Below are 20,054 nucleotides of genomic sequence, written 5' to 3'. Positions count from 1 at the left end.
CGTCACCTCCGTAAATTCCATGATCACTTCTCGATCAAATCTTGCCTTGTTATATTTAAGACCTCTGTCACTCTCGCAAGTATCTGTTCATCAGGTTGTCTATTTCCACGTTCTATTTCTCCCAATACCGAGACCGACATCCCGACCTCTTTGGCGAAAGTTTGTTGTGTATATCCTTTTAACTTTCGAAACGCTCTGATTCTTCTTCCCCAACTATCGTTCTCCATATATGAACACCCTCTTTATTTGGCAACGTCTCATAGATCTCTTGAATCGTTTGTTTACATGAATGTGAGTAAAGTGTAGGTTCTAATTCATAAAGTGGTACAATCACAAATGCACGTTCCCACATTCTAGGATGCGGAATGCATAAGTCTTCTACCTTCATATTCTGTTGATCATAGAGGAGAATGTCAAGGTCTATCGTTCTTGGCCCCCACCTAACATCTCGCTTGCGTCCACATATCTCTTCAATTGACTGTGTCACTTCCAATAATTTCTTCGGGGCTAGAGTTGTCTTTATTTCAATAACCATATTTAGAAATGAATGCTGATCGACGTATCCAACTGGTTCAGTTTCATAGATAGAAGACTGACGGATCACCTCAACCTCTTTCAATTTCCCCAATCGTTCAATCGCTTCTTCTAGGTATGCAGCTCGGTCTCCAATATTTGAACCAAGCGCAATGTATGCATTATGCTTCATTACTCCCCCTTGTGATCTCAACCGCAACCGATCGATAGTGGCCAGGGATTGGCGGATCTGGTTTAATGACTTTCACGGTACACAACTGCAGGGTACCATATGCACTAAGGAGCTCAGCAGCTATTTTCTCTGCCACAGTTTCCACAAGCTTATATGGTTTGCCTTCAACGATCGATTGCACTTTCTTGTAAACATCTCCATAGTTAATGGTCGCTTTTAGATCATCTGTCGTACCAGCTTTCTTAAGGTCTAACTCTAAGGTCAAATCAACATAAAAACGTTGTCCTAGCTTATTCTCTTCTTGAAAGACACCGTGGTATCCGTAAAACTCAAGACCGTCCATATAAATTTTATCCATTATGAGTCTCCCTCCCAAGCATAGCATCCATCATCTTAGCCATCCGGCTCATTTCTTTAACATCATGCACACGCACAATCTCGCAACCTTTAGCAATCCCTAAACAAACTGTCGCACCTGTCCCTTCTACCCGTTCATCAACAGGGAGATCAAGCGTTTTAGCAATAAACGACTTCCTCGACGTTCCTAAAAGCGTAGGATAGCCAATCGCTACAAATTCATCAAGCCTACGCATCACTTCTAAATTTTGCTCATATGTTTTGGCAAACCCTATACCTGGATCTATGATAATTTTATCATCAGTAACACCTGCTTCGTGACACAGGACGATACTTTCCTCAAGGTCTCGTTTCATATCGGCTAAAAGATTATGGTAGCTCTTATTGTGTCGGTTATGCATCAGTACAATTGATACCCCTGTTTGAGAGGCAACGTGAGCCATTTCACGGTCTGCCTTTGCTCCCCACACATCATTAATGATCGTAGCTCCCGCTAAAATCGCTTGCCTTGCCACTTCTGCTTTGTACGTGTCAATTGATATCGGAACATCAACCGCTTCTCTCACTGCTTGGATAATAGGAATCACTCGAGCCAATTCTTCTTCAAGTTCAACCTTGCTTGCCCCAGGTCTAGTCGATTCGCCGCCAATATCAATAATATCGGCCCCATCTTCGACCATTTCTACCGCTCGCTTAGCAGCTGTTTCGGTCTCATTAAACTCCCCACCATCTGAAAAAGAATCAGGTGTGGCATTCAGTATCCCCATGATCAATGTCTTTTGTTTCATTCTACACACCCTCATACATCATTTTTCGTCCAAAGTGTTCGACATAACTGCTTGTATAATTCTTGTAGTCTCTGACAAACAAGCGGCGCTCCCTCTATACGCACTTCGTTTATAGAGGTTAATTCGACCACCTCTTGTATCGAGTTCGTCATAAACGCCTCATCTGCCGTTAACAAGTTTTCATCTCTATAAAACCCTTCTTTCACCTCAAAACCTTCTCGTAACAATAAAGCTATCACTAATTGTCTCGTTATACCATCCAGAATACCCGTCTTGACAGTGGGAGTATACACCACACCCTCTTTCACCCAAAAGAGATTGGACACAACACCTTCTGCTAAATACTCGTCATCGGTTAGAAAAATACCTTCAACAGTTGGATCTGTCCCTATTTCACGTTTAGCTATCACATTATTTAAATAGTGATGGGATTTTAAACGCGGCCAAGTTTCTGGTGCGTTTCGTCTCGTCTTCAACAATACGCATCTTTTTTCCGTAGACATCTTTGGAGGTAACGGTTTGATGTAGGCGATCGTTGTTGGCTGCCTGTAAACACCTGTGTAAAGACCAATTCCTTCATCACCCGCTGATACATTCCACCGAATGTACGCATCTTGCTTTTGCAAGTGATTGTCCTGAATCAATTGGACGATCACTTGATGCATGTCTTCTTTCGTCATCGTCCATTCAATATTCAGCATCTTTAATCCTTGTTGCAGACGCTGAAAATGGTCATCCAATAAAAAAGGATGACCATGATAGACTCGAAAGGTTTCAAATAATCCTAAACCATACATATAACCGTGATCAAATGCAGACACTTTCGCTTCTTTTTCAGTAACAAATGCACCGTTCACATACATGATCATGTCATTTGTTCCTTGCGATATGTGTTAATAAAATTACGTAGAAGTGTTTTACCCGAAGCAGTCATGATCGACTCAGGGTGAAACTGCACCCCTTCAATAGCATACTCTTTATGACGAATCGCCATAATCTCACCCGCTTCTGTTTCTGCTGTAATTTCAAAGCATTCAGGTAATGTTTCTCTTTTAACAATTAAAGAATGATAACGAGTTGCAGTAAATGGGGTTGGAATCGTAGCGAAGATCGTTTCTTGGTTATGCATTACCTCCGAAGTCTTGCCGTGCATCAAACGTTCTGCACGAATGACATTACCACCAAATACTTGAGCAATCGACTGATGACCAAGACACACACCAAAAATCGGTATTTTTCCTGCAAAATGACGAATCGCCTCTAGACTAATCCCTGCCTCGTTCGGGCTACATGGGCCTGGTGAAATCATAAGAAAATCTGGTGAAAGTTCTTCAATCTGCTCGATGGTAATCTGGTCATTCCTCTTTACAATTAACTCCTCGCCCATCTCACCTAAATACTGTACTAAGTTATACGTAAATGAATCATAATTATCAATCATTAAAATCATTTGTGTTCCTCCTCAGCTCAACTGTTCTTTTTCTCTTAACTCGTCTTCACTCAACTCTAATGCTCTCCATAACGCTTTCGCTTTCTTTAATGATTCTGCGTATTCATGTTTCGGATTGGAGTCAATAACGATTCCCGCTCCAGCCTGAACATGCGCTTGATCATCTTTACACACCATCGTTCGGATCGTAATGTTTAATTCCATCTCTTGATTGAAGCCAATCCAACCAATTGATCCCGTATAAATCCCTCGCCTCACAGGCTCGAGTTCTTCAATAATTTCCATCGTACGAACTTTAGGCGCTCCTGTAATGGTTCCACCAGGAAAAGTCGCTCGAATTAATTCATACAAGTCATATCCTTCACTTAGCGTCCCTCTTACATTGGAAACAATATGCATCACATGGGAATATTTCTCGATCACCATTAGTTCATTCACTTCAACCGTACCATATTCACATACCCGCCCTAAGTCGTTTCGCTCAAGGTCAACAAGCATAATATGTTCGGCACGCTCTTTTTCATTTTCAATTAAAGAAGCAGCTAACTCTCGGTCTTCTTGTTCATTACGACCTCTAGAACGTGTACCTGCAATCGGGCGTGTACTAACTTCCATCCCTTGCTTTTTCACAAGCAATTCAGGTGAGGCGCTCACAAATTGAACATCTGGCGTGTGCAAATAACTCATGTAAGGAGACGGATTTAGCTTTCTTAATGTTTCGTACACATGCATCGGCTCGCAAGTCATTGCCTTTGAATGCCTTACCGATAGATTCACTTGAAAAACATCACCCGCTGCGATATATTCTTTTATTTTTTCGACCGCCTCGCCAAATTCCCCTCGGGACATAGAGGAAGTCTGAGTAGACGTCGGAGATTTCGCTTCATACCGCCACTCTTTATTTGACCCGCTATTTTGCCACAGCTGAGTATAACGATCAAGTCGTTGCTCAAATTTGTCGGACTCTTCGGATTTCCCATGCGTAATCGCCCACATCTTTTCGCTCTTATGTTCATAAATAAATACATCATGGAACAACATAAAGAAAAGATCAGGAAGGGCTAGATCATCTTCTGCTTGTTGATCAAGCTTTTCAATTTCACGAACAACATCATAACTAAGATATCCGATCGCTCCTCCTTGGAAACCTGGAACATTTGGCATGACATCTACGTGATATGCTGCCATTACTTCTTTTAACGAATCAAGCAATTTACCCTTTCTCACTTCCAAACTCTCGCCTTGTTTGAACGTTAATGTATCGCCCTTACCTTCAACAATCGCAAAAGGTTCCAATCCGATAATACTATATTCTCCGCCACGTCCACTTTCTAGTAAGACATGGTGGGGTTGCCCCTGTACAAGTTGCTTGTAGGCATCAAACCATACGTCTTTACCCAAAGAAAAAGATGTTGCTCTTGCTGTCCACTCTGCTTGTTTCATGCTACTTCGTTGCAACAGCTCCACTCCGTTCGTCATCAATTCTACATACCACCCATTTTACATGACAACGAATTAGAAGAAAAGAACAAGACCTACAATAACGTTCGTTCAATCCTGAAAAAGGTTCCAAATAACAAAAAGTAGCCCTACCTAATGGTAAGACTACAAAATAAATTAATCTTCAAATTGATATAATGGTGTGCTCAAGTAACGCTCTCCGTTTGATGGAATGATTGCTACCACTTTCTTCCCTGGTCCAAGCTTTTCAGCCAGCTTTAAAGCAGAGTAGATCGCAGCACCCGAGGAGATTCCGCCAAGAATCCCTTCTTCCCGCGCTGCACGACGAGCATATTCAAACGCATCTTCAGTTGAAACTTGGATCACTTCATCATACAGTTTCGTATCCAAAATATCCGGTACAAAGCCCGCCCCAATACCTTGGATTTTATGCGGACCTGGGTTTCCTCCTGATAAAATTGGAGAATCTTTCGGTTCGACAGCAGCAATGTGCAAATTTGGGAAGTGTTCTTTTAAGAATCCACCTGCTCCTGTTATCGTTCCACCCGTCCCAATTCCAGAAACAAATCCATCTAATTGTCCATCTACTTGCTCTAGAAGCTCTTTCCCTGTGGTTTCACGATGAATTTTAGGGTTCGCTTTATTTTCGAACTGTTGTGGCATGAAGTAGCCGTGTTCTTTTGCCAACTCAGTTGCCTTACGGATCGCACCACCCATACCTTCTGGACCTGGAGTTAAAATAAGCTCGGCTCCATACGCTCGTAGTAGGTTACGACGCTCTAAACTCATCGTTTCTGGCATGACTAATTTTGTTTGATACCCTTTAGCCGCTGCGACCATCGCAAGACCTATCCCCGTGTTACCACTTGTCGGCTCCACGATTGTATCTCCCTCTTTTAACGTTCCATCTTTTTCAGCAGCTTCAATCATGGCAAGACCAATTCGATCTTTCACACTGCTTCCTGGATTCATAAATTCTAACTTCAAATAAACATCCGCATGCTTATCTGTTACAAGACGATTCAGTTTCACAAGTGGCGTTTGACCAATTAAATCGGTTATTGAATGTACAACTTTCATCTATACACGCCTCCTAATCCCAAGTAATTTTATTGGTATTGTTTAGATTAATCCTAGCAGACGTTTTCAGATAAGTCAATTAATAAATTGGTAAATATTTATCCTTGCGTTTTCGTAATTAAGATTTCCAATTCATTCGCATCAAACTGGTATGTTTCATTGCAGAAATGGCAACGTGTTTCCGCGCCGCCATCTGCATCAATCATGTCGCGAATTTCTTTTTCACCGAGACTGATGATGGCATTTGCCACTCGTTCCTTTGAACACGTACAAGAGAAAGCCACGGGCATCTTGTCTAAAAATTTAACATTATCATCACCTAGAAGGGATTGAAGCATTTCTTCTGGAGGCATTCCTGCTTCCACTAGTTTTGAGATGGGCGGAATCGAACTTAATCGTTTTTCAATCTCAGTGATCACGGCATCATCAGCACCAGGCATCAACTGAATAATAAAACCACCCGCTGCTAAAATCGAGTTGTCAGGATTTACAAGCACTCCTACCCCAACAGATGACGGTGTCTGCTCAGATGACGCAAAATAATATGTGAAATCCTCCCCAAGTTCTCCTGATACAATCGGAACACTACCTGTAAAGTTATCACGCATTCCAATATCCTTTACAACAGACAAGTATCCCTCTGTTCCCACAGCACGAGCTACATCCAGTTTTCCGTTTTGATTTAAATCAAAGTGAGTTTGCGGGTTCGTAACATAACCACGTGACTCCCCCTTTGTGTTACTGTCGACGATAATAGCACCGATAGGGCCTTTTCCTTCGATTTTAATCATCAATTTCGCATCACCTTTTAACATAGCCCCCATCATCGTGCTAGCCATCATTGCACGACCCAATGCTGCTGATGCAGTCGGCCATGTTCCTTGTCTGCGAACTGCCTCATTAATCATATCCGTCGCTACTAGCGAATATGCACGTACTTTTCCTTCAAACGCCGTTGCCCTAACTAAATAGTCACTCATGTTCTATCTTCCTCTCTCAATCTTATCGTTTCTTCATACTATCTTTATTCTTTTCATAAATCATTCGCAATCCTTTTAACGTAAGAAAAGGATCAACAATATCAATACTTCTAGCTTCTGTCGATATAAGGGTCGCTAAACCTCCTGTTGCAACAACAGTCGGAGCCTCATAAGATTCTTCTTTCATTCTCGTAACAATTCCATCAACTTGTCCTACATAGCCGAAAAAAATGCCCGCCTGCATCGCATGAATTGTATTTTTACCTAACACTTGCTCAGGTTTAGCAATCTCGATACGAGGTAATTTCGATGCACGGTTATACAGAGCTTCTGTTGAAATTGAAATGCCCGGAGCAATCGCCCCACCCATATATTGTTTATGTTCATTAATATAGCAATACGTTGTCGCTGTTCCGAAGTCTACAATAACCAGCGGTGTACCATATAGCTCAATAGCGGCCACTGCGTTTACAATCCGATCAGCGCCGACCTCCCGTGGGTTATCATATTTTATATTTAACCCGGTCTTTATTCCAGGTCCAATGATCATCGGGGGTAGCGCAAAGTACTTCTTACACATTTGCTCAAGCGAAAACATAATCGGAGGAACGACTGAAGATATGATAATCCCTTCAATACATCGGAAAGTTAATCCTTTATCAACAAATAACGCTTTGATTGACATCGCAAATTCGTCTTCTGTCTTTTGCCTGCTTGTTGCAATTCGCCAATGATAGACAAGCTCTTCCTTGTCATACACACCTAAAACAATATTTGAATTCCCTACATCAATAACTAGGATCATCTTTACCCACCACGAATCCTTCAAATTTAGCTCAGATATCATGTAAAATCTCGCGTTAAACTGAGTGTAAACGAGAGAAAAGAGGATGTCTATTCTGACACCCTCCTCTCATCTAATGATTACTCATTTTTTTTATTTGTATCATCTGAATCTATTTGTGTCTCTTTAGGAATTTCATCTGTTTTCTCCGCTTCATCCACTACGTCTTCTTTCTTCGAGTGAATGTTCACTTTAACATCAGAATCTTGTTCTTCTTTTTTCGTGTGTGTATTTAAATGATGACCTTCAGGGAGTTTCCCTTCATTTATCAAGGACTTAATTTGTTCTGCATCTAACGTCTCCAACTCAAGCAACGTTTCTGCAACTAAATCAAGACTCGCTTTGTTTTTAACTAAGATTTCTTTACAACGATCATAGCACTCTTTAATAATACGTTGAACTTCTAAGTCAATCTCATGAGCGAATGCATCACTATAACTTTGTTCATTTTGGATGTCACGTCCTAGGAATACTTGACCTCCTGAACCAGATACAAATTGCATTGGCCCAAGCTTTTCACTCATTCCGTATTCCGTAACCATCTTTCTTGCAATCCCTGTTGCGCGTTGGAAATCATTATGAGCACCTGTACTCACTTCGCCAAATTGTACTTCCTCAGCGACACGACCACCAAGCAAACCAATAATTTTATCGAGCAACTCAGGTTTTGTCATGAAGTAACGATCTTCCTTAGGTAACATCACAGCATAGCCGCCTGCCATCCCACGTGGAACAATAGTTACTTTGTGAACCATATCAGCATTCTCTAGCTTCACACCCACAACGGTATGACCTGCTTCATGCCAAGCAACAATCTTTTTCTCTTTTGGAGAAATAACGCGACTTTTCTTAGCAGGGCCTGCAATCACTCGATCGATCGCTTCTTCAATATGAATCATACTAACCTTCTTATGGTCATTTCGTGCAGCGAGTAGAGCCGCTTCATTTAGAAGATTCTCAAGATCAGCACCTGAGAAACCAGGTGTACGAGTCGCAATCGTATTCAGATTCACATCATCACTTAACGGTTTGTTTTTAGCATGAACTTTTAATACTTCTTCACGACCAATGACATCTGGACGGTTTACCTGAATTTGACGGTCAAAACGTCCTGGACGAAGAAGGGCCGGATCTAAAATGTCTGCACGGTTTGTAGCCGCAATGATAATAATTCCTTCATTGGCACTAAAACCATCCATTTCAACAAGTAGCTGGTTTAATGTTTGTTCGCGTTCATCGTGTCCACCACCAACACCAGCTCCACGCTGACGACCGACTGCATCAATTTCATCAATGAAGATAATACATGGTGCAGTCTTCTTCGCGTTTTCAAATAAATCACGTACACGAGAAGCACCGACACCGACGAACATCTCGACAAAGTCTGAACCACTAATCGAGAAGAACGGCACGCCAGCCTCGCCAGAAACGGCACGTGCAAGTAACGTTTTACCTGTCCCAGGAGGACCTACTAACAAGACCCCTTTAGGAATACGAGCACCGATGGCAGCAAATTTACGTGGATCTTTTAGAAATTCAACAACTTCCACAAGCTCTTGCTTTTCTTCATCTGCACCAGCAACATCTTTAAACTTCGCTTTCTTCTTATCGTCACTGACCACCTTCGCCTTACTCTTACCAAAGTTCATCATACGGCTTCCGCCACCTTGAGCTTGGCTTAATAAGAAGAAGAATAGAATGAAGATAATAATGAATGGAATAATCCCGGTAAAGAACTGAACCCAGCCACTCGTTTCATCCGCTGGTTCAATCTCTAAATCAAATGTTCCACCTGCTGGATTTTGAGCAGTAGACAACAATTCGGCTGTCTGTTCGCTTCTTAGAGCATACGTTTGGAAATACTCTTCCTCAGCTTGGCCAACAAACTGACCACGCAATAGATAAACTTGACGCTCTGGCTTAACGGCTAACTCCTGAACCTGACCACTTTCAAGTCTTTCAATAAATTCATTAAACGATACATTCTCTGTTTCTGTCTGATCAGAGTTAAAGACACTCACGATCCCGACAATCACTAGGAATATGAGTAAATAAAATATCGTATTACGGAATATCCGATTCATTCTTGACCTCCTCCGTCGGGCATTATAGCTTTTTTTATCCTACCATAACTCATCTTTACCACTCAAATATTAACTCTCGTAGATTTCTGGCTTTAATACCCCGATATACGGAAGGTTACGATAACGTTCAGCATAATCAAGTCCATAGCCTACAACAAATGCATCTGGAACAATAAAACCAGCAATATCAGGAACAAGGTCTACCTTGCGTCCATCTGGCTTATCAAGAAGCGTAACAACCTTTACCGATTTTGCTTTACGATAATGGAACAACTTGATGAGATAGCTTAGTGTTAAGCCGCTATCAATGATATCCTCAAGGATTAACACGTCACGGCCTTCAACAGATGTGTCCAAATCTTTTAAGATCTTCACTTCACCTGTTGATACTGTGCCCCCGTTATAGCTTGAAACATCCATGAAGTCCATTTCAAGATGGGTATCGATTCTTTTGGTTAAATCACCCATAAACGGCATTGCGCCTTTTAAGACACCGACTACTAGTGGGAAGCGCCCATCATATTCCTCTGTAATAGCCTTCCCTAATTCCTTCACTTTTTCTTGAATTTCTTCTTCTGAAAACAAGACTTCTTTAATTTCATCTCTCATCAATTTAAAATGCCCCTCCTGTAATGGACTTATAATCATAAAACAAAAAAAACTCATCATTCGGTGCAAAAACCAAAACAAGTACACGCCTCGTCTGTTCATTAACGCTCGCTATTCTCGATCGGTGAAGAAATGGCACCCATAGCACCTTTCCGCATTGATCAACGAGCACTGGCCATGTTCCACGCTCTGAAGATCGCACTTTTCTATCCACAAATAACCGACTGACCTTCTTTGAACCAGTCATTCCTCTCCCTAGAATACGATCCCCTGCTATTACACCACGAACGGAAAGTGGCAGCTTTAGCTTGTCAGCATCTAGAAAAATCATATGCTTTTGTTCACGAGGCATGTCTTCGATTGCCACATAACGGGATGTAAAGGTCCCTTTCATTACCTCTATCTTGCCTTGGGTAGGGAGTAACACGCGACCTTGTTGATCATCTTTACGTGGTTCCGTGGAAAAGGAGCAACTATCATAGCTGAGGTATACAAAAAGACCGTTTGCTAAATGAAGTTCTTTAGACGGTTCGTGTCTTTTGAGCATTTGAAGAATCTGCTCAATATGTATAGACGTACTAGATGGTGAATTTTTCCCGTAAAGATACCTTAATATTAGATGAATCACCCTTCTTTGTAAAGGGAAGCGCAGACGTTCGGTTGCTTCAATTGAAATTGTTAGTGATTGTTCACTTTTTCGGGTGATGATTGTGTCGAGAGCTTCTCTTGCTAATTCTTCTAAGAATTTCTGGTCGTCCCGTTGCCATTCTTGATAACGTTGCATGTGCTCATGAATGACTGGATTTTCTTCTTTAACAAATGGCATGACATGTTGCCTAAATCGATTTCTTGTATATTTCATCGACTCGTTGCTTGAATCGTGCCTAGGTGACAAAGATTCCTTATTACAATAATGCTCGATTTGGGCTTTTGTTATTCCTAAAAAAGGCCGAACGATGTCCCCATGTTGCAAAGTGCGCTTTGCTTGAATCCCTGTCTCTGTCAGCGGGGTTACTCCGCGAACTAAAGTCATTAGAATGGTTTCTGTTTGATCATCGCCATGGTGACCTGTTGCAACTACCGCTCGTCCCTCACTCTCTTTTAACAGCTGATCAAACCAATTATAACGCAGCTGACTAGCGGCTGACTGTGTATTCAGCTGATGATTCTTTGCATACTCTTTCACATTTAAGCGAGTATGATGAAGATGGACCCCGTGCTCATTACATAACTGTCGTACATACGTTTCATCATCGTTAGCTTCTTGTCCTCGAAGCTGATGGTTCGCGTGTGCTGCTTCAACCTTAATACCAAATGTTTCATGCATTTTTAGTAAATAAGAAAGAAGTGCTACGGAATCGGGACCACCAGAGATGGCGACAATAACTACGTCAGTTCTATCAAATAGACAGTGCCGCTTAATGAATTTATGAACGTCTTGCATCATAGCGTTGCCCGATTCCTCCTTTTCCAAATGAGAAGATGGATAGTGCAAAAACAAGCCCTGCAGCAATAGCCCCAGCTTGCAGCATTGTCTCAATTCCAAGCTGCAACCCTTCAATATAATCCCCGTCTACAAAAGCTAACATTGTAAAATAGGCGCGACTACCTGGTACGAGCGGAATAATTCCTGGGATACTAAACGTTGTCACAGGGACCCTGTAGCCTTTTGCTAACAAATGAGAAATTGTCGCACTAACGAATGCAGCGATCGCCGTTGCAAAGATAACTGATATATCCCAGTTAGGTAACGTCGAATAAATAAACCAAGAAATAGAACCGATTAAGCCACCAAGCCAAATGACACGGTATGGAACATTAAAAATGACACCAAATGCAACAGTTGCCATAAAACAAAAAATTAATTCAATAATCATATCCGTTCCCCCTTACAAAAACAAAGCAATTGCGAGCGCAATGCCTGTTGCAATTGATAACGCTGTAATGACGGCTTCAGCCCCGCGACTAACACCAGCGATTAAATCGCCAGACATTAAATCTCGAACAGCATTCGTAAGTGGAACTCCTGGAACAAGTGGCATCAGCGTTCCAATGATGACTTGATCTAAGTTATCTCCGATTCCGAGCAATACAAGAACAATGGCGACGGTTCCACCTAAAAATGAAGCCATGAACTCCGCAAAGAATTTCACTTTCATGTATTCTTGTAACGTGACAACACTCCAACTTGCAGCAAATCCCGCAAAAAAGGCTGGAATGGTGTCAAATAAGTTCCCGCCAAACAAATACGAAAAAGCCCCACCTGCTACACCTGAGGCGATATGTAGCAACAATGCAGAATAATTCGTAGGAGCTTTTGCGATTTCTTCTAACTGTCTAAACGCCTCATCACCGTCTATTCCCTTACTTACAAACTCTCTTGAGACCTGATTGACAAGTGACACTTTATTTAAATCTTGCATCCGATCATCGACACGAATCATCTGCATCACATCGTTACCTTCTACATCAAAAGATAAAAAAATACCGGTCGTTGTCACAAAGCTATGCACATTTTTGAAATTAGCAGATTTCGCCATACGCTCAAGCGTCTCTTCTACTCGATATGTTTCAGCTCCATATGTGAGCATAATTTCGCCTGCTAGCATGCATATATCCATCATTCGATCTGCCTTCATGACTAGCCCCCGTTTCTACCAACCTCTTGAATTCTCCTACATCATTTGTCCAAATAAGTATAGGATATATGCCAAGAGAATAAAAGAGCCGAGAAGGAAGAATTCTACAAAGTAAGATGTTTTTTTCTGCTTGTATTTTTTCTTCTCTCTACTTGGCGACTGACGGGACGAACGCGATGGCTTCATCTCTTTCACTTCATAACTCGATGCATTAGAGACAGCCTGCACTAGCTCTTTTCTCATCTCTGCTGCTTCTTTGTATTTTCCTTGCAACGCTTTTAGTATGATCTGTTTATAAGGACCGAGGTACTGCTTTTGTTCAACCATTTCTTTTAGCTGGAGAATTGGTTTCTCTCCTTTTCGATCAAAACGCTTTGGGTATGCACAATTGATCATAATCATCGCGACAGAAAATAGGTCATAACTCGGCTCAGCTACCCTTGTTCCGCATCCCCAATAGCCCCGATCATAAAACTCTGTATACTCTTTAATTGAGCGACCGAGTAATGTCGTTCCCCCTACATCTAACCAACGGATACGAGCAGGGGGACCAACAACTAATAGATTATCAGGCTTCAAATCACCAAAGGCCCAACCTGCCTGGTGAAGTTTTTCAAGATCTCCAAGCAATTGAATCATTAAAATTCCAAACCAAACAAATCCCTTCTTCTCCAAAAAAGAAAGTAGCTCAACTCCATCTAAATACTCCATTGCATAAAATGGAAGAGTGACTCCTCCAATTACCGCATCGTCGACATCTAACAAAGAAGGCCCAAGCGTTTGCCCTTGGACCTTGGAGAAATGCTTCAATACATTGACTTCAGATGTAATAGCCATATTATCAACGCCAACTTTAAGTGCGACAAAGCCATTAACAGATTCAGCAAGGTACACTTTCCCTGTCGCCCCTGCCCCTAATGATCGAACAACCTTATAACGCTCCTGATGCCACTTCCCTACAATTCTCGTTCCAATGGCTAACTTATAAGCCGGACTCTCTGAATAGCTGTTCTTCATCACCAGCCATCAAACTCCTTCTTGAACTGCCTTTAGAGAACTTTTGAAGCGCCGCTTGTAACGCAGGTCCAGTTGGTGTAATACCGCCTGAAGATAATTTATGGAAAACACCTGTAAGTGACTGTAGTAGCGGTGTCCAATCAAGCAACCTGTCCACGTCTCGTCGTTTCCCAGGAAATGCATACAAAGCAAACCGGTTCTCTCCCATTCTCGAAGTTAAGCTAATCGATAAGTCCGTTAATGCCTCTTGGACCATAGGTAGTTTATTATTCATGCTTGCACTTGTATCGACTAAAATAAGGACATCTAAATGAATTGTTTCACCAAGCTCATCGACAACTTCCATCACTTGCCCACGTTTTTCCGGAGACAAATCTTCCATCTCTTGATCTTTTCCAAGTATTTGTTGTAGTTCTTTATTTACGACACCATGTAACGTTTGTGTCATGGCTTTTCTCGTCACCATTTGAACCGTTTTAGCTAATTGTTTAGCATAGACGATTTGACTGACTCCTCCACCAGCAAGAGCAATCGCCTCAATTTCATCAATTCCCTGTTTATTTAAATGATTCTCATCCACTACTCCGATGACATTCACAGTAATGCCTTGTTCTTTTGCCAGTGCAGCAATTGCCACTGGATCTTCACCTTGATTTGAGTGGCCATCTGTTAATAATAAAATTTGTTTTAAAGTACCTTTACTCAAAACTGATCCCCTCCAAGTAGTATGAATGTTAGCATCATTCACCACCTAGAGGAAATTTATACCTTATGCGCCCACGTTTTGTCCATGTTTTGAAGATCCTATTCTATTAGGCTCTCTTTTTTTCTAATTTAGATGAACGATACAACGGTATCGCTGCCCACTTTGGTGTATTTCTTTTGACTTCAGCGACCACAACCGTCATATCATCTTCAATGAAACCCTCTCCAGAGCGAATGACTTTTTCTAAAATAACATCTGCTATTTCTTGCGGGTCCGTTGTCTCTAACTCATTAATTACTCTACGAATCCACATTTCTTTATTTTCTACATGTTTAGGTGCGTCGAAGATACCGTCACTCATCATGATGATTAGATCTCCTGGCTTTAACTGCTCTGTTACTACATCGACATCAAACTCTTGAATGATACCCATAGGTAAATTACCCGCTTCTACTTTAATGACTTTCTCTCCCCGTTTAATAAAGCTAGGGATTGATCCGACTTTTAAAAACCGTGCCGTTGCGTCTTGTAGATCGACCATGGCCAAATCCAATGTTGAGAACACTTCATCTGTTGTTCTTAGGGATAAAATAGAATTCACCGACTTTATCGCTACCGTTTCTTCAATACCAGATTGCAAGACTTTTTGTAATAATTGAAGTGTCTCGTTGCTTTCACTATGAGCACGCTCACCGTTGCCCATCCCATCACTGATCGCTATTGCAAACTTCCCTGCGCCAAGTTCGATCGTCGAATAACTATCACCAGATACAAAGGCTCCCCCTTTTGCCACATGCGCCACCCCTGTGTTAATGACAAACTTCTTTGCTGAGCTAAATGAGATGTGACTGTAGCCATTAGGATAATAAGAAGGCTCCTCCTTTTTCACTACGATCGTTTCTTTCATTAAATCCGAAAGCATCGGTGCAATAATCTTGTCTGCTTGTCCATGACCTTGGTCAAAGGAGATACTCATCTCCATTTCTATGCTTCCTTTCTCAAGGTTAAATATGTCAATATGACCCACCTCAAGCCCTACTCCGCGTAGTGCCTCTAGCAGCTGTTCTTCTTGATGGTGATGAGCTTGCTTTTCTTTTTGAATCTCTTTGGCAAAGTCGCCCATTACACGAGAGACACCAAGCAATTGATCAGCAACCAGTTTGCGACTTTCAAGAACTTGTCGTTTTAATTTTTGGTTGGCTTGATAATGGCCATTTTCATGTTTGATTGCTTGAACTACTTTTTCCGCTTTCATACACTGTTTTTTCCAATCCGTCATTAGCGCTGGATTTCTCACATCGCCATGTTCTTCAACTTCTTTCATAAGATGTTGCATCGACTCATACGTATTAGAGAAGTTTGCAACCCAACACTTTTCTTTTTTAAAACAAGTTTGGCACGTCTTTTCTGTTACATTACTGAGAAAATAATCAACTTCTCGTTCTGCATCTTCTGTAAAATTGGTTTCTGGTGTCGTTTGAAAACTATGTGAAAGAGTTTGGAACAACGTCGAGAACTGTTCCACTCTTCCAGCTGTAACATCTCGGATCTTCCGTAAGTATTGTTGCTGTTCATTGGAATACTCTGATGTGCCTGGTATATACTTAGCCAACTTCCCAATTAATCCTCTTGGTGTGAGCATAAAGATAGCAATCGCCGCTAGAGATTCTAACAACGTAACAGATACATTGGTTCCCCCCTCACCATAAAGACCAATTAATAACGTTCCGACTAATAAACCAACACCAACACCAATCTTTTTTCCATCTTTTAATAGGCCGCCTAACAAGCCAGAAAAGGCTAACAAGCTCATTTGATAAAGGCTAGCTACACTCGCTAAACTTAAGATTAGACCTGTTACAACACCGACAGTCGAACCAATGGCTGCCCCACCAACAAACGCAAAGATTAAAACAAGATACCGGGCAAGAACATGTTCAATCGTTACATCGTAGATAACCCATCCAACTGTCCCTGTCATAACAGAGGCTAAAAGAATAATTAAACAAACAATCTCCTCATTTCGCAAAGGTTGCTTCACTTTTCTAGAGGTAACGAGGGGAACACTTTGTAAGAAGATCATCGTTAAGATAAAGCTAAGTCCACCCTCAACAGTTGCCATCATTAGGGCATAATTTGAAATCGAGCCTTCAAGAATAAAGACAATTCCAAGCCGCGCCATCATACTTGCTACAAAGACCGTGTACGGAAGAGCTTTGATCATATCTGATGAGTACTTTGCCACTATTTTTTGGAGTAGTACGTAAAGGAAGATCGCAACAATGACAAAAGCAATACCTCCATGATAACTAGTCAGTGCTCCAGCCATTAAAGCAAGTGCCGCAATACCCGCTTTATCTCGTTTTAACATGTAGACCGCTGCTAAAAAAGGAAGAACAAAAGGTGTTAGTTCCGATAAAATCATTGCTCGTCCTAATAAAAATCCAACAACTGCAACGAGCAATCCCCACTGATAAAAAATGGTTTGTGTTGCCTTACTTGTTTTTGTAGCTATTCCACCCGTCCACCCGATCACCTTTTCATAAACGATCACACCTCGAGTTGGTTCTGCCATTTCTTTAGCCGCCTTCCTAATCATCTAATCCACCACCCATATTAGAATCGTAGCTTCATTATAAGCAGAGTAGCCTTTCAATTTTTGTCAGAATCACACCCGTACTTGAAAGATTCGTTCGACTTCTTTCGGCTTAATCAGAAGGGAAAATCCAATAAAAGGCAAAAAGGGGCGGGGTTTACTTATATATCATAGGAGAATTGTTCAAATGCTGAAGAAAGTTGCAGAACAGTTATAGGTTTAAAATTCATCACTTTAGCATAATAGCTTTTTGCACAACAAAAAACCCAGATCAATAAATGATCTGGGTTGAATATGTATACATGGTAGCGGCGGAGGGAGTCGAACCCACGACCTCACGGGTATGAACCGTACGCTCTAGCCAGCTGAGCTACACCGCCATGTCTTGTGTCATCAACGACAAGTATTACTATACAACTTATTACAAAATGAGTCAACACTTTTCAAGAAAAATATTTGCTCGTTTTTAAAATAGAAAAGGGTAAGCCTCTCAGCTTACCCTTTTGCTTATATGTGTGAAGGAGGTGACAGCAAGTTAGCCACGTTTTGCGCCACGACCGCCACGTTTAGACTCGGTTTGACGCTTTAATGTAGTTAAACGCTCTTCACTATCTTTCAAGAAACGGCTCACCTTATCTTCAAATGTTGGTGCAGGTCTACTAGTAGGACGCGGACCACGATTTCCACCACCTTGAGGACGGTTCGGACGTCCTTGATGGCTTGGACGACTTGGACGCGCAGGTCTTTCAGGTCTTTCAGAACCTTCTGGGCGGTCTATTGCTTTACGGATGGATAAACCAATCTTTCCATCCTTCTCAACATTTACAACCTTTACCGTAACCTCTTCTCCAACCTTTAAAAACTCATTGATATCCTTTACGTAGTTATCAGCAACTTCACTGATATGCACAAGGCCAGTAGAACCACCCGGTAATTCAACGAAAGCTCCAAAATTTGTAATTCCTGTAACCTTACCCTGCAACTTGCTGCCTGCTTCGATTGACATGTAAAAATAGATCCTCCTTAAGAAATCTGTGTTTATTCGTTTTTTATATTATACCCGATTGAAAAAAAATGTGTCAATTAGACGCTGAGCCAGGTAATTTGAACAATGTTTCACCAGGCTTGGACAAATAATAGTCTCTCCTAGCGATCTCAGCAATGTAATCTAGATCATTGTAATTAATAATCTCTTGCTCTAAACGTTGCTCCTCTGTCTCTAATATCTTAAGCTCTTGCTCTAAGGCTACTTTTTCTGTTTGTTTTTCACTAATCGACGATGCTTGGGCATAAAATGTAACAGATGCAACACATAGAAAAATGAATGCCAAAGCCCCTAATACACTCAGGCGACGAACCAAACCTCGACGCTTCTTTGCTTCGAATTTTAACTCTTCTTCTCGCTCTCGAATGTATTTAGAATCCATTTCTCGTACGGTTGAAGACTGCTTCTTGACCATTTTTATCCCCTCCTCACTCTTTCTTTTTCCTCAAGTCTTGTATAAAACCCTTTATTTTCAAATAAAAAGGTAAAAATTTCTTCCAAGCTTTCTCTAACTTTGTTACTTTATATAGCCAAGTCAATATCCAACCCAGTGGTTTGAATACAATACGAATCATAAATAACAAGATTGATAGAGTAACTGTTACTATCATCATACCTAAGGAGTACAGTAGTTTCAATACGTACTTGACAGGAAGGATGATCATTACGGTGAACAATCTTGTAACCATTTGGTAAATTCTAATGATAATTCGAATAATTCCCTCTAATAGACGTTTGTAAACCTCTTCAAATAATGCCTTGTAACAAGCATACCCTAATAAAATCGCCAAAAATACATACAGACGAACTTCACCGTAATTTGATTCCAATAATACGTAGAATACAACTAGACCTTGAATCAACCAGAATAAGACATCTTGACAGGCGGTTAACCAATGGAAGGAACGTCTTTGCCTTACGAAACGGCCATATGTATCAATCGCTGCACCGAGCCATACGCCCACCACAGCCATTGATATCATTGTATAAAATTGTACCGTTAAGCTCACTTGAATAGCTTCCCAAAGAACCCTTTAGATTTATCTTGCTGGCTTTGGTCAAGGTAGACAAAGTCGTCAATTTTCCCTTCAATTGAAACAAGTCCCATCTCGACGTTTAAGTTTTTCATGTGTAGGTTACGCCCCCTCACCGATAAAAAACCCATCACTGTCTCGAGCAAAAACTCCTCATTATCAAAGCTCTCCACCTGCTTTACACCTGTTATATCTAATTGTTTTCTACCTCGTAACGTCACATCATGGTCATTACTTTTTCGTTCTCGTCCCATCTGAGTACCGAATTCATATTGATCTGTCATCGTATCTTCCCCTCTCTATTCTTTACCATCAGTCTATGAAGGGGCAAAAAAAAATAGAACAAGCTCCAAATCAATGGAGCTTGCTCTACTTTATAATAATAGAATCTTTACTGATTGTTTAAAGATTCTTCTTTGACAATGGTATACATAGTGCCAGCTTCTTCTTTACGGCTAGTCTCTTTGACTTCATTAATTTCAACGGTCACAAGCTTTTGTCCAAAGCGCACGACGAGTTCATCGCCCGCCTTTACATTAGAACCAGCCTTAGCGGATTGGCCATTAATCGTAATTCTTCCTTGATCACATACCTCTTTAGCTAATGTTCGGCGTTTAATTAACCTAGATACTTTTAAGAATTTATCTAATCTCATGTT

The 20,054-nt window shown here is 41.2% G+C and carries 23 protein-coding genes and 1 tRNA gene; all 24 read right to left on the bottom strand.

Annotated elements, in window-relative coordinates; translation table 11 throughout:
* Positions 1 to 23: 23 nt before the first annotated feature.
* Entirely contained in the window at positions 24 to 227 is a 204-nt protein-coding gene (locus CDZ88_RS15635) for a helix-turn-helix domain-containing protein (RefSeq protein ID WP_100374409.1), read from the bottom strand.
* Entirely contained in the window at positions 179 to 706 is a 528-nt protein-coding gene (gene folK, locus CDZ88_RS15630) for a 2-amino-4-hydroxy-6-hydroxymethyldihydropteridine diphosphokinase (protein WP_100374408.1), read from the bottom strand. Before folK ends, CDZ88_RS15635 begins: the two co-directional genes overlap by 49 nt.
* Positions 696 to 1,064 carry a dihydroneopterin aldolase gene (folB, locus tag CDZ88_RS15625; protein ID WP_100374407.1) on the bottom strand — a complete coding sequence of 123 codons (369 nt, stop codon included), beginning with the start codon at positions 1,062 to 1,064 and terminating at the stop codon, positions 696 to 698. The genes folK and folB overlap by 11 nt, the downstream gene beginning before the upstream one ends.
* Positions 1,057 to 1,851, bottom strand: a complete 795-nt coding sequence (folP, locus tag CDZ88_RS15620) for a dihydropteroate synthase (RefSeq protein WP_100374406.1) — start codon at positions 1,849 to 1,851, stop codon at positions 1,057 to 1,059. Before folP ends, folB begins: the two co-directional genes overlap by 8 nt.
* Positions 1,852 to 1,862: 11 nt before the next feature.
* Complete coding sequence (gene pabC / locus CDZ88_RS15615; RefSeq protein WP_100374405.1) at positions 1,863 to 2,720, bottom strand: aminodeoxychorismate lyase; 858 nt, start codon at positions 2,718 to 2,720, stop codon at positions 1,863 to 1,865.
* Positions 2,717 to 3,301 (bottom strand): aminodeoxychorismate/anthranilate synthase component II, encoded by a 585-nt coding sequence (pabA, locus tag CDZ88_RS15610; protein ID WP_100374404.1) that lies wholly within the window; start codon positions 3,299 to 3,301, stop codon positions 2,717 to 2,719. Before pabA ends, pabC begins: the two co-directional genes overlap by 4 nt.
* Positions 3,302 to 3,313: 12 nt before the next feature.
* Complete coding sequence (gene pabB, locus CDZ88_RS15605; protein ID WP_100374733.1) at positions 3,314 to 4,744, bottom strand: aminodeoxychorismate synthase, component I; 1,431 nt, start codon at positions 4,742 to 4,744, stop codon at positions 3,314 to 3,316.
* 174 nt (positions 4,745 to 4,918) lie between these two features.
* Positions 4,919 to 5,842, bottom strand: coding sequence for a cysteine synthase A (gene cysK, locus CDZ88_RS15600; protein WP_100374403.1), 924 nt, complete (start codon positions 5,840 to 5,842; stop codon positions 4,919 to 4,921).
* A 98-nt stretch (positions 5,843 to 5,940) separates the two neighbouring features.
* On the bottom strand, positions 5,941 to 6,822 hold the full coding sequence (gene hslO, locus CDZ88_RS15595; protein ID WP_100374402.1) for an Hsp33 family molecular chaperone HslO: 882 nt from the start codon (positions 6,820 to 6,822) through the stop codon (positions 5,941 to 5,943).
* A 22-nt stretch (positions 6,823 to 6,844) separates the two neighbouring features.
* On the bottom strand, positions 6,845 to 7,627 hold the full coding sequence (locus tag CDZ88_RS15590) for a type III pantothenate kinase (RefSeq protein WP_100374401.1): 783 nt from the start codon (positions 7,625 to 7,627) through the stop codon (positions 6,845 to 6,847).
* Positions 7,628 to 7,746: 119 nt separating this feature from the next.
* Positions 7,747 to 9,750, bottom strand: coding sequence for an ATP-dependent zinc metalloprotease FtsH (gene ftsH / locus CDZ88_RS15585; protein WP_100374400.1), 2,004 nt, complete (start codon positions 9,748 to 9,750; stop codon positions 7,747 to 7,749).
* A gap of 69 nt (positions 9,751 to 9,819) precedes the next feature.
* On the bottom strand, positions 9,820 to 10,359 hold the full coding sequence (gene hpt / locus CDZ88_RS15580) for a hypoxanthine phosphoribosyltransferase (protein WP_100374732.1): 540 nt from the start codon (positions 10,357 to 10,359) through the stop codon (positions 9,820 to 9,822).
* 4 nt (positions 10,360 to 10,363) lie between these two features.
* A complete protein-coding gene (tilS, locus tag CDZ88_RS15575; protein WP_100374399.1) occupies positions 10,364 to 11,806 on the bottom strand; it encodes a tRNA lysidine(34) synthetase TilS in 1,443 nt (480 codons plus the stop codon).
* Positions 11,787 to 12,236, bottom strand: a complete 450-nt coding sequence (locus CDZ88_RS15570; protein ID WP_100374398.1) for a threonine/serine exporter family protein — start codon at positions 12,234 to 12,236, stop codon at positions 11,787 to 11,789. The genes tilS and CDZ88_RS15570 overlap by 20 nt, the downstream gene beginning before the upstream one ends.
* Positions 12,237 to 12,248: 12 nt before the next feature.
* Positions 12,249 to 12,998, bottom strand: a complete 750-nt coding sequence (locus tag CDZ88_RS15565; RefSeq protein ID WP_100374397.1) for a threonine/serine exporter family protein — start codon at positions 12,996 to 12,998, stop codon at positions 12,249 to 12,251.
* 36 nt (positions 12,999 to 13,034) lie between these two features.
* The gene (locus CDZ88_RS15560) at positions 13,035 to 14,015 is read right to left on the bottom strand and encodes a protein kinase domain-containing protein (protein WP_198507901.1); all 981 of its coding nucleotides are present in this window, start codon (positions 14,013 to 14,015) and stop codon (positions 13,035 to 13,037) included.
* The gene (locus CDZ88_RS15555; RefSeq protein ID WP_100374395.1) at positions 13,981 to 14,721 is read right to left on the bottom strand and encodes a vWA domain-containing protein; all 741 of its coding nucleotides are present in this window, start codon (positions 14,719 to 14,721) and stop codon (positions 13,981 to 13,983) included. Before CDZ88_RS15555 ends, CDZ88_RS15560 begins: the two co-directional genes overlap by 35 nt.
* A 106-nt stretch (positions 14,722 to 14,827) precedes the next feature.
* A complete protein-coding gene (gene spoIIE, locus CDZ88_RS15550; protein ID WP_100374394.1) occupies positions 14,828 to 17,320 on the bottom strand; it encodes a stage II sporulation protein E in 2,493 nt (830 codons plus the stop codon).
* Positions 17,321 to 17,620: 300 nt separating this feature from the next.
* Positions 17,621 to 17,697: transfer RNA gene (locus tag CDZ88_RS15545), tRNA-Met, on the bottom strand.
* A 155-nt stretch (positions 17,698 to 17,852) separates the two neighbouring features.
* On the bottom strand, positions 17,853 to 18,323 hold the full coding sequence (locus CDZ88_RS15540) for a S1 domain-containing RNA-binding protein (RefSeq protein ID WP_100374393.1): 471 nt from the start codon (positions 18,321 to 18,323) through the stop codon (positions 17,853 to 17,855).
* Between the two features lie 73 nt (positions 18,324 to 18,396).
* Positions 18,397 to 18,777, bottom strand: coding sequence for an FtsB family cell division protein (locus tag CDZ88_RS15535; protein WP_100374392.1), 381 nt, complete (start codon positions 18,775 to 18,777; stop codon positions 18,397 to 18,399).
* A gap of 13 nt (positions 18,778 to 18,790) precedes the next feature.
* On the bottom strand, positions 18,791 to 19,372 hold the full coding sequence (gene yabQ / locus CDZ88_RS15530; protein ID WP_100374391.1) for a spore cortex biosynthesis protein YabQ: 582 nt from the start codon (positions 19,370 to 19,372) through the stop codon (positions 18,791 to 18,793).
* Complete coding sequence (yabP, locus tag CDZ88_RS15525) at positions 19,369 to 19,680, bottom strand: sporulation protein YabP (RefSeq protein WP_442857101.1); 312 nt, start codon at positions 19,678 to 19,680, stop codon at positions 19,369 to 19,371. Before yabP ends, yabQ begins: the two co-directional genes overlap by 4 nt.
* A 107-nt stretch (positions 19,681 to 19,787) precedes the next feature.
* Complete coding sequence (locus CDZ88_RS15520) at positions 19,788 to 20,051, bottom strand: RNA-binding S4 domain-containing protein (protein WP_100374390.1); 264 nt, start codon at positions 20,049 to 20,051, stop codon at positions 19,788 to 19,790.
* Positions 20,052 to 20,054: the final 3 nt, after the last annotated feature.

The organism is Bacillus sp. FJAT-45037 (assembly GCF_002797325.1).
In the GTDB taxonomy this organism is placed as follows: Bacteria; Bacillota; Bacilli; order Bacillales; family Bacillaceae_D; genus Alkalihalophilus.
This window is presented reverse-complemented; position numbering and strand designations above follow the sequence as displayed.